The following is a 10,830-nucleotide window of genomic DNA, read 5'->3' as shown; positions in this document are numbered from 1 at the left end:
GATCGCGTCGGAGCCGTATACCGACGACGCGCCGTCGGTGAGCACTTCGATGCGCTCGACCATGTTCGCCGGGATCGCGTTCGGATCGCCCGACAGGTAACGATGGCCGTTGATCAGCACCAGCGTACGCGGCGAGCCGAGGCCGCGCAGGCCAATGCTCGAAAAGCCGCTGCCGCCGGAGTTGTTGACCTGCGGGTTGGTGTTCGGGCCGGTGACGGCCGGGAGCTGCTGGACAAGGTCGCCCAGGGTCAGCTTGCCGGTCTTTTCGATCGCGGCGCGATCGATGGTGACGACCGGGTTGGAGGTCTCGATGTCCACGCGACGGATGTTCGAACCCGTCACCGTGATCGTCTCGAGCTTCTGGCTGTCGTCGGCGTTCTGCGCGTGCGCCGTCGCCATCGCACCGAGGCCGGCCGCCGCGGCAAGCGATGCTACGCCGAACGGTCGCGCGTATCCCGGCATCACGACGAGCGCGCGCCGGATCGCCTGTCGAAGCTGCATGTGTCGCATGGTGTTCTCCTCTGTTCTCGTAGTGTCCCCGCGCCGCCGGAGAAACCGTCGGCCTTCGCGAACATTAGGAAAACGTGAAGACGGAGCCTTGGCCTGGCTTTTCAGGATAGGTTGCAGAAATTGAGCAACGGATCCGCAATCGGGGAACATGCACGCGCCGGCGACTGCACGCGTCGCGCGCAATTACGGTCACGCGGCGGCACGACACTGTTCGCGCAGGCCGCTCGCCGTGATGCCGAAGCGGCGCTTGAATGAACGGGCGAACGCGCAGCGATCCTCGAAGCCGCTCACGCGCGCGACCTCGGTGATTGCGAGGCCGCTCGCGTTGATGAGCCGGTGCGCGCGGCGCAGGCGCTGCTCGACCAGCACCGCGTGCGGCGTCTCGCCGTACACCGTGCTGAACGCGCGGATGAAATGGCACGGCGAGTAGCTCGCCATGCGCGCGAAGCCGGCGATGTCGAGGTCGAGATGGCAGTTCGCCGCCATCACGTTGCGCACGCGCTGCAGGCGCAGGAACACCGCGCGGCGCTGCGACGCGGTACGTCCCGGGCAGCGCGCGATGAGTGGATCGAACTCGGCCTGCAGCTCCGTCATCGCCGCGGCGAATGTCGCCAGCGCGAGCGTCGTGTTCTTCTCGTGCGCGGCCGCGCGGGCAACGTCGATCACGGTCGAACGCAGGGCGCGGCTGGCGGGATGCAGCGCGGGGAGCAGCACCGGATCGGTCGGCGTGTCGGCGCCGGCGGCACGCCGCCACGCCGATGCACCGCAGGCGAGCGCGATCCACAGCGCGGCGCCGCGACCGATCGCCTGCACGCGCTGGCCCTGTTCGACCACGAGCAGTTCGCCCGGCAGCAGCGTGTGCAGGTTGTCGCCTTCGGCGAGTTGCAGCCGGCCGCGCAGGGGCACGAACACCATCGCCGCCTGTGCGGTGCCCTGCATCACGCAGCCCCGCCCGCCACCCACTACCACGCGCAGCGTCGATGCCGTGCCGGCACCCTCGCCCCCGCCGATATCCAACCTGCCGCCGTTCGCCAGCCGCTCGCACCCGATCCGCATTCGCGCCACCTGTCGTTAGGTCCCGTCGACCCGTAGTAGCGTCAAATTCGCGGCGGAGTCAGGAAGCGTCGCCGACTTTTCGACGAAGCGTGGCCGCCCAGCGACGAATTCATGGCGAGTGCGCGACCCCCGGAAAGGCGCACGCGACAGGGCGCGCAAGCGCCTCACGCTTCACCGCATCAAGGGCACGCCCGGGCGCACCACGGCCCACGGCGGGAGCGCAGCGTCAGTCGACCGTCGCGCGGCGCAGGCGCACTGCGCCGACGTCGGTGTCCTCGGCGACGACCCGTGCGACGTAGATGCTGCGACCGTCTCCGCTGACGCCGAAGGCGAGGTCGGCGATCGGCCCCGGCAGGGCCAGCACGGTGCGTTCGTCGCCACCGCGCAGCGGCCGCGCCATCAGCTCGCTGGGCCCGACCGCCCTCGGGGCGATGTAGTAGAGCTCGCCGGCGTGCACCCGCCAGCCGTCCAGGTGCGAGGGCGACAGCACGCTCGTGACTTCGGTTTCCTCGCCGGTAGCGAGGTCGAGGCGGAACAACCCCGGCGCGGTGATGCGCGTGAAGTGGATCGCGCGCGCGACCGGGTCGAAGTCGGCACGGCCGACGTCCTGGGCCAGCACGCGACGGTTCGTTTCGTGGCCTCCGACCGAGTCGAACGCGATGAGCTCGCTGCGCCGCTCCTCGGCACTGACGACCGCGACGAAGCGGCCATCCGCGCCGCCGTAGGTGCCGCTTCGGACATCCTCGTCGGCGACGTCGGTGAGCGCGTGCACGACGCGCGACGAGACTTCGACCTCGACGAGCCGCCCCCCGAACGGGCCGCGCGCGGTGACGAGCACGCGCTCGCCATCGGCGCGCCAGATCGGGTGCAGCAGGGTTGGTTCCGGCAGCGCGGTGAGCGCATAGGCCTCGTGCGCGCCGTGCGGCAGGATCCATAACTGCTGCGAGCCGCCGCGGTCGGAAACGAACACGACATCGTCGCCGACCGGCGAAGCCGCCGGGAAGCCGTCACTGCCGGTCGACGGCACGAGGTCGACCGGCGCAGCGGGTGCCGCGACGTCGATCCGCGCGAGCTGCTGCCGTATGCGCGGGATCTCGTACACGACCGTGTCCGTCGACCGCGCCGCGCTCGGATATTCCGCGGGCTGCACGCCGAGCGCGTCGATGCGGCCGTCGGCGATGTCGACGACATACAGCGCCTGCTGTCCGCCCTGGCCGGAGGAAAAAACCAGCGCGCTGCCGTCGCGCACCCAGTCGTAGCCGCGGATGCGCGTGGCCAGTCGCGTCAGCTGCCGCACCTCGCCACCGGCCGCGGGCACGACGAACAGGTCGCTGTTCGGATTCGCGCCGCGGCGGAACGCGATCCAGCGACCGTCGGGCGAATAACGCGCATCGAGGTCGGTGTCGTTGAACGCGTGTGCGTAGTCGAGCCGGCGCGCGGCGCCGCCGGCGAGCGGCCACGAGACGATGCTCATGTCGTCGACGCCCTGCTGCGACGGCGCCGTGCTGACGAGGCCGCTGCCGTCCGGCAACCAGGCGAACGGATTGACGAGGCCCGCGTGGCACTCGTCGACGACGCGCTCGGAACCACCGAGCGGCGGCACCACGATGAGGCTGCACCGCTCGTCCTCGAAGCGCATGAACGCGATCGCGCTGCCATCTGGCGACCACATCGGGTAGTACTCGTTGCCGCGCTCCACCGCGCCGAGGCGCACCGCGCCCGGGGCATCGAGCGCCTTCTGCACGATGCGCGCGGAATGCGTGGCCGGATCGCCGATCGAATACGCGATGCGGCTTCCATCCGGCGAAATGCGCGGGAAGCTCTCGGGCCCCGGCTCGGACGTGAGGCTGCGCTGGTTGTCGACCTGCCATCGCTCGATCTTCGGCGGCTCGGTCGGCGTCACGAACGTGCGCACGAGCGCGGCGACTGCGAAGGCGAGCGCGACCGCGCAGAGCAGCAGCGCGGTCGCGTCGAACCAGCCGTGCGGTCGGCGCGGTCGTGCAGCCGCCGCGGGCGACACGGCAGGGCTCGACGCGGCCTCCGGCTCGGGTGCGGAAACGAGCGGCAGCGCGTCGAGGAACCGCGTCGCCGCGACGAGCCGGTAGCCGAGGCGCGGCACCGTCTCGATGTACTGCGGCGCGTGCGGATCGTCGCCGAGCGCACGGCGCAGGTCCTTGATCGCCTGCGTCAGCACGTCCGGCGTCGGGCAGGTGCCGCGCCAGACTTCGTCGAGCAGTTCGTCGCGACCGAGGGTGCGCCCGCCCGCGTGCGCCAGGCGCACGAGCACCGCCACGGCCTTCGGCGGCAGCTTCGCGTCCGGCGTCGTGACGAGCCGCAACGTGTCCGTATCGAGGATGTGCGCGCCGACCTCGAGGAAACGACCGACCTCGAGGCGGACCTGCGACAACGCATTCATGCGCTCCGACTCCGTCGGCTGCACCCTGCAAACCTACGACCCGCATCGTATTTACATTCGGGCGTGAACACAAATCGCCCCGCCGCGGCGCAGCTTGCGCGCACGGGGACGTGCCACTAGCCTGCGGCGCATCCTGGTCCGTCCGGAGAGTCTACGATGCGCACCTTGCCGGCATCGCTCGTCGCCGTTTCCCTCGCGCTACTGCCGCCGGCGTTGTCCGCCGCAGGCAAGCCGGAGGCCCCAACCGCCCCGACCGCTGCACAGGCACACGCCTTCGTCGAAGCGATGAACGCGGAATACAAGGCGCAGTCCGTCATCGCGAGCGCGGCCGAATGGGTCGCCGAGACCTACATCACCAGCGACACCGAGATGCTCACGGCACGCGCCAACGAGGCGATGCTGAAGTGGCTGTCGGCGAAGATCGACGCGTCGCGCCGCTTCGACAAGGTCGCCGACATCGACCCCCGGGACCGCCGCGCCCTCGACCTGCTGAAGCTGCAGACCGCGATGCCGGCGCCGAAGAACCCGGCGCACCTGACCGAGGCGACCAACCTCGCCTCGAAGCTGACCGCGGCCTACGGTTCGGGCAAGTACTGCAAGGACGACACGGACCCCGCGAGCTGCCGCACGCTCGACCAGTTGTCTGAAGTGATCGCGACCGATCGCGACTGGGACCATGCGCTCGACGCCTGGAGCGGATGGCACCGCGTCGGCCGCGGCATGCTGAAGGACTACCAGCGCTTCGCCGAACTCCTCAACGAAGGCGCGCGCGATCTCGGCTACGACAATGTCGGCACGATGTGGCGCGCCGGATACGACATGGCACCGGACGCGTTCGCGCGCGAAACCGATCGCCTGTGGGGACAGGTGCAGCCGCTGTACGGGCAGTTGCAGTGTTATGCGCGCAACAAGCTCGCCGCGACGTACGGCGAGCGCATGCCGAAGGATGGCACGATCCCCGCCCACATCACCGGCAACATGTGGGCACAGGACTGGTCCAACCTCTACCCGCTGCTGCAGCCCTATCCCGGCGTCGGCAATCTCGACGTCAACGAGCATCTGCAAGCGCAGCGCAAGGCGCAGCTCGATGCACTGCGCAAGGCGTTCAAGGGCAAGCCGACGCCGCTCGACCTCGCCCGGCTCGAGCACGACGCGGACATGAAGAGCGCGGTCGCGATGGTGCGCCGCTCGGAGGATTTCTATACCTCGATCGGTTTCCCGCCGCTGCCGGCGTCGTTCTACGACAAGTCGATGCTGCTGCGCCCGCGCGATCGCGATGCGCTCTGCCACGCGAGCGCGTGGCCGATGGATCCGGGCAGCACCGACATGCGCATCAAGATGTGCATCAAGCCGACCGAGGAAGACCAGTACACGATCTACCACGAGATGGGCCACATCTATTACTACATGGCCTACAAGGACATCGCGCCGATCTTCCAGGGCGGCGCCAACGACGGTTTCCACGAAGCGATCGGCGACACGATCCGGCTCAACATCACGCCTGCGTACCTCGCGCAGATCGGCCTCGCCGGAAGGGCCGGCAGCGATGACAAGGCGGTGCTCAACGCACAGATGAAGCTCGCGCTCGAGAAGGTCGCATTCCTGCCGTTCGGCCTGCTCATCGACAAATGGCGCTGGGGCGTATTCGACGGTTCGATCGCGCCGGACAAGTACAACGAAGGCTGGTGGCAGCTGCGCCGCAAGTACCAGGGCCTCTCTTCGCCGGTCGCGGCGACGCCGGCCGACTTCGACCCGGGCGCGAAGAACCACGTGCCGACGAACGTGCCGTACATGCGCTACTTCCTCGCCGACATCCTGCAGTTCCAGTTCTACCGCTCGCTCTGCGACGCGGCCGGCTACAAGGGTCCGCTGTCGCAGTGTTCCATCTACGGCAGCAAGGAAGCGGGCGCGAAATACTGGAAGATGCTCGCGCAGGGCGCGCAGCAGCCGTGGCAGCAGACGCTGAAGGAACTCACCGGCAAGGAGGAGATGGACGCGAGCGCGATCATCGACTACTTCGCCCCGCTCTACGCGTGGCTGCAGGAGCAGAACCAGGGCACGAGCTGCGGCTGGCAGTGACGCCGGGAATGGGAATGGGGAATGGGGAATGGGAATGGGGAATGGGGAATGGCAGATGTGATTCGTGATGGATGATTCATGGATCAGGGAATCGGGAGAACCGTGATTCGAGATTTGCTAGACTCGCTGCGGGTTTCGCTTTCCGATTCCCGATTCCCCATTCCCCATTCCCGGCCTTCCCCCCCCATGCAGCGCTGGATCAAGCTCCCCGATGGCCGCTTCGTCGACGCAGGCGCGATCGTCTACATCAGCCGGCCCGAGACCTACGCGCGCATCGACGAGGACGGCAACGACCTCGGCGTCGGCTATTCGGTCAACATCGGCACCGGCATCCCGCGCGAAGCGCAGATCACCGTGACCGGCAGCAAGGACGAAGTCTTCGCGGTGCTGCGCGCGATCCTCGGCGGCGGACAGACCGCCTCGCCGCCGGCCATGTAGCCGCTCCGGCACATTCATCCGCCCACGGACGGATATACACTCCGCCTCCTTCACGATTCCATCCACCCCGGGGATCGACAGGAGGGCGCCATGAGCACACCGTTGCACACGTTGTTGCTGGTCGCGGGCTTGGGCATGGTCGGTATCGTCGCCGACGTGCAGGCGGCGAAACCGCCCCAGGCAGACGAAGAGGCGGGCGACGTCGCGGCGCGGCGCGAGGCCTATTACGCGATCCGGCGCATCAATCCGTACGACGCCACCTTCGACGCTTCGGCAGCGCGGCTCCGCGCCTATGACGCGTTCCGCGCCGCGACGGTCCCGAGCGGCGCGATCCATGGCGAGACCTGGCAGGCGATCGGTCCCGCGCCGATCCTCGCCGGCCAGACGCCGACCTCGGCGACCGCGAGCACGCGTTCCCCGGTCGCCGGGCGCGTCGCCGCGCTCGCGATCGATCCGATCGACAATGCGGTCTACGCCGGCGGCGCGCAGGGCGGCGTCTGGCGCACGCTCGACAACGGCGCGACGTGGACACCGCTCACCGATTACCTCGGTTCGCTCGCGGTCGGCTCGATCGCGCTCGCGCCGGGTGGGCACCCGCTCAACCAGGCCACGCTGTACATCGGCACCGGCGAGGGCAATTTCAGCGGTGACAGCTACGCCGGCGTCGGCATCTACAAATCGACCGACTCGGGCCAGACGTGGCAGGGCCCGTACGGCCAGGCTCAGTTCGGCAACCGCAGCGTCACGACGATCGTGGTGGATGTCACCGATCCGCAGCACGTGCTGGCGGGTTCGTCGAGCGGCATCTTCGGTGTCGGCGGTGCGCCGGGACCGACCGCGCCGACGCGCGGCATCTACACGTCCAATGACGGTGGCGCGACCTGGACGCTGTCGGCGTCGCCCGTCGCGCAGGCGCGCGTCTCGCGCATCGTGCAGGACCCGGTCACGAGCACGACGTGGTGGGCGAGCATGTCACTGGTCGCCCCCGCGGTCGGCGGCGGATTGCTGAAGTCGACCGACAACGGCGCGACCTGGAACGCGGTCGACGGCGTCGCGACCGGCTTGCCCGCGATCGTCGGCAACAACGGTGTCGGTGGCATCGCGCGCACCTGGTTGTCCGCCGCACCGAACGGTGGCACGAGTGCGCTCTATCTCGGCGTCAGCGTGACCACCGGTGGCGGCGGCCAGCTCTACGCATCCAGCGACGGCGGCGCCAACTGGACGCTCAAGCCCGCCGCGAACGGCTACTGCGGTGGCCAGTGCTGGTACGACATGCCGGTGTACACACCGCCCGAAACGCCGTCGACGGTCTTCACCGGCGGCGCCGGCAACTCGGGCAGCCTGCCGAGCTCGTTCATGCGCTCGATCGACGGCGGCACTACGATGGTCGATGCGGTGGTCGGCATCGACGGCCAGTCCGCATTGCACGCGGACATTCACGCGATCACCTCGTGGCCGGGCCAGCCGGTTAAGATCTGGGTCGGCAACGACGGCGGCGTATTCCGCAGCGACGACAGCGGCGATCACTGGATCAGCGTCAACAACAGCCTGCAGCTGACGCAGTTCGAACAGTGCGACCTGCACCCGAGCGATCCGCACCAGGCCTTCGGCGGCACGCAGGACAACGGCACGAACAGCTGGCTCGGCGCAAATGCGTGGACCCACAGCGACGACGGCGACGGCGGCTTCGCGCTCATCGATCAGGGACCGCCGAACCAGGTCGCGCACACCTATTTCAACCAGTCCAACTACCTCGTCGGCGCGGCCGTCGCGTTGAACGGCGCCGCCTCGGTGCCGAGTGACTACGCCTGATTCGCGGGCACGTACGCGGGCTGGAATAACGGCATCGACCCGGCCGACAACGTTCTGTTCTACGCACCCATGGCGCTCGACCACGGCGTCACCGACACGCTCTACTTCGGCACCGACCATCTCTACATCGCGCCGTCGTTCTTCACCAACACGGTCGCCGCGACCTCGTCGAGCATCGTCTACACGCATCTCAACGGCGGCGCGGCGTTCGCTCCGCCGGTGCCGCCCTCGGCGACGGCCGGTGCGATCAGCGCGATCGAGAGCATCGCCAACGTCGTGCCCGGCCAGCCCGCGAGCACGTTGTTCGTCGGCACGAGCAATGGGCGTTTCTGGCGCTCGATCGACGGCGGCACGAGCTTCACCGAAACCGATGCCGCGCCCGCGGTGATCGCCCAGTACGTGTCCGACATCGCGGTCGATCCGCGCAACCCGGACGTCGTGTTCCAGTCGCGCGCAGGCTTCACCGGCGCCCTGCCGGCGCACAACGTGCGCAAGTCGGTCGACGGCGGGCAGAGCTGGAGCGACGCGTCGAACGGCCTGCCGGACATCCCGGTCAATTCGATCGCCTTCGATCCCAATTTCGCGGACCAGGTATGGGCCGGCACGGACATCGGCATGTACCTCTCCACCGACGCCGGCGCGAGCTGGATGCCGTACAACCAGGGCATGCCCAATGTCGCCGTGTTCGACATCAAGGCGAACGCGCATACGGGCAACATGCTCGCGTGCACGCATGGTCGCGGCGCATTCCTGCTGCGCCTGGACACGATCTTCCTCGACGGATTCGACGGTCCGTAACGCGGTGGACCGGGCGGACGCCCGGTCTGCGCCGTGCCACCGCCGCGGGTCTACGCGGCGGCGGCGATGCGATGCTCGCGTTGCTGGATCGCGCGATACAGCTGCCAGCCGGCGAAGCCGAGTGTCGTCGACAACAATGCGCCGAGCGCGAGGCGCAAGGGACTGGCCGACAGCACGGGCGCGAGCGCGCCGGCGATCGTCGCGCTGATGACAAGGCTGATGAACGCCTGCACCGACGACACCGCGCCGCGATGATGCGGGAAGCGATCGAGCAGCAGCAGCGTGAGGGTCGGGAAATTCATGCCGATGCCGATCGCATGCAGGCCGATCGGGATCACCGACCAGGGCACGCGCGGCTGCGGCATCAGCCAGGCGAGCAGCACGTTGAGCGTCGCTGCGATCAGCATGATCGCGTAGCCGAGGCGCACCGTCGTCGCCGCCGTGAGCCGTCCGGCGACGCGACCGGAGAGGAATGCGCCCGTCATCATGCCGCTGATCGCGGGCACGAACAGCCAGGCGAAATGCTGCGCATCGAGTTCGAGCAGGTCGAGTACGAATACGGGCGCCGACGAGATGTACACCCACAAAGCGTTGAAATTGAGCGAACCGGCCAGCGCGAGCGGCAGGAAGGCGCGATCGCGGCCGATCAGCCGGTAGGTCGTCGCGAGTTCGCGCAGCGACAGCGGCACGCGCCGCTCGCGCGGATGCGTCTCCGGCAGCAGCGCAAGACAGGCGAGCCACAGCGCGAGTGCGAATGCCGCGAGCAGCGCGAAAATCATCGGCCAGCGCGCGAACGCGATGACCCAGCCGCCGACGATCGGCGCGATCGCAGGTGCGATGCCGAAGATCATCGATACCGTCGACATCAGCTTCTGCGCTTCGACGCCGTCGAAGCAGTCGCGGATGATCGCGCGCCCGACGATGAGCCCCGCGCCCGCGGACATGCCCTGCAGTGCGCGAAACGCGAGCAGCGATCCGATCGAACCCGACAGCGCGCAGCCGACCGAGGCGAGCGTGAACACGATCACGCCGGCGAGGATCACGCGGCGGCGGCCGAGCGCATCGGAGAAGGGGCCGTGCAGCAGCGACATCAGCGCGTAGGCAATCATGTAGACGCTGATCGTCTGCTGCATCGCGAACGGACTCGCGCGCAGCTCGGCCTCCATCGCGGGGAACGCCGGAAAGATCGTGTCGATCGAGAACGGGCCGAACATCGCCAGCGCAGCGAGCAGCGGCGCGAGCAGGCGGCGGCGGGGAGTTGTCGCGATGGGCATGCACGTGGACCGGGCGGCCCGGCATGCTACAGCGAAGTGCGCCCGGCTGGGAGTGCGCACAGGCGCAAAGCGGCTCTCGCCAGGCGCGATGCTGTCGCGCGACTCCGCTCGGTTGGGGCGAGCACGAAGTCCGTCATTCCGGCGAAAGCCGGAATCCAGCCCTTGGTGTCGATGCGGGAGACGCTCGGTCCCGCTGTCGGCGCACCCGGTCGACGACTGCGGACCCGCAAGGCGCAGCCTCGCGGGCGGCGGCGCGGGGCACCCATTCTGTTGATGCCTCCTCTTTGGGCAAGCAAGGAGAACACACCCGCTCGCCGCCGAGCGAGCGGAGCCTGGCGACAGCGCTTCGCTCGGCCAAAGAAGCCGTGCGCGACGATCCGGAGCGGACCCGGACGTTGCGAGTCCCGTGTGGCGTGCCGAGGCTGCCAAGCCCACTGCGAAAGAGCA

Annotated in this window: 8 protein-coding genes; 4 read left to right on the top strand and 4 right to left on the bottom strand. The window is 68.8% G+C overall.

Annotated features, from left to right (window positions below):
• The 3 genes from ACTHK2_RS07135 to ACTHK2_RS07125 all read right to left on the bottom strand — a co-directional run.
• The coding region (locus ACTHK2_RS07135; RefSeq protein WP_440245016.1) for a TonB-dependent receptor plug domain-containing protein at nucleotides 1-399 on the bottom strand (399 nt) is incomplete at its 3' end.
• A gap of 300 nt (nucleotides 400-699) precedes the next feature.
• On the bottom strand, nucleotides 700-1,566 hold the full coding sequence (locus ACTHK2_RS07130; RefSeq protein ID WP_440245015.1) for a helix-turn-helix domain-containing protein: 867 nt from the start codon (nucleotides 1,564-1,566) through the stop codon (nucleotides 700-702).
• Between the two features lie 226 nt (nucleotides 1,567-1,792).
• Nucleotides 1,793-3,982 carry a winged helix-turn-helix domain-containing protein gene (locus ACTHK2_RS07125; protein ID WP_440245014.1) on the bottom strand — a complete coding sequence of 730 codons (2,190 nt, stop codon included), beginning with the start codon at nucleotides 3,980-3,982 and terminating at the stop codon, nucleotides 1,793-1,795.
• A 156-nt stretch (nucleotides 3,983-4,138) separates the two neighbouring features.
• Here ACTHK2_RS07125 and ACTHK2_RS07120 point away from each other — a divergent pair, with 156 nt between their 5' ends.
• From ACTHK2_RS07120 to ACTHK2_RS07105, 4 genes are all read left to right on the top strand, one after another.
• Nucleotides 4,139-6,061, top strand: a complete 1,923-nt coding sequence (locus ACTHK2_RS07120; RefSeq protein WP_440245013.1) for a M2 family metallopeptidase — start codon at nucleotides 4,139-4,141, stop codon at nucleotides 6,059-6,061.
• A gap of 186 nt (nucleotides 6,062-6,247) precedes the next feature.
• Nucleotides 6,248-6,499 (top strand): hypothetical protein, encoded by a 252-nt coding sequence (locus ACTHK2_RS07115; RefSeq protein ID WP_440245012.1) that lies wholly within the window; start codon nucleotides 6,248-6,250, stop codon nucleotides 6,497-6,499.
• Between the two features lie 90 nt (nucleotides 6,500-6,589).
• Nucleotides 6,590-8,311 carry a hypothetical protein gene (locus tag ACTHK2_RS07110; RefSeq protein ID WP_440245011.1) on the top strand — a complete coding sequence of 574 codons (1,722 nt, stop codon included), beginning with the start codon at nucleotides 6,590-6,592 and terminating at the stop codon, nucleotides 8,309-8,311.
• Between the two features lie 69 nt (nucleotides 8,312-8,380).
• Entirely contained in the window at nucleotides 8,381-9,109 is a 729-nt protein-coding gene (locus tag ACTHK2_RS07105; RefSeq protein ID WP_440245010.1) for a WD40/YVTN/BNR-like repeat-containing protein, read from the top strand.
• A 50-nt stretch (nucleotides 9,110-9,159) separates the two neighbouring features.
• Here the strand turns inward: ACTHK2_RS07105 and ACTHK2_RS07100 are convergent, their stop codons facing one another.
• Nucleotides 9,160-10,383: a multidrug effflux MFS transporter gene (locus ACTHK2_RS07100; protein ID WP_440245009.1), complete on the bottom strand. Its 1,224-nt coding sequence runs from the start codon at nucleotides 10,381-10,383 to the stop codon at nucleotides 9,160-9,162.
• Between the last annotated feature and the right edge of the window lie 447 nt (nucleotides 10,384-10,830).

The sequence above is a fragment of the Dokdonella sp. genome (assembly GCF_051958935.1).
In the GTDB taxonomy this organism is placed as follows: Bacteria; Pseudomonadota; Gammaproteobacteria; order Xanthomonadales; family Rhodanobacteraceae; genus Dokdonella_A.
This window is presented reverse-complemented; position numbering and strand designations above follow the sequence as displayed.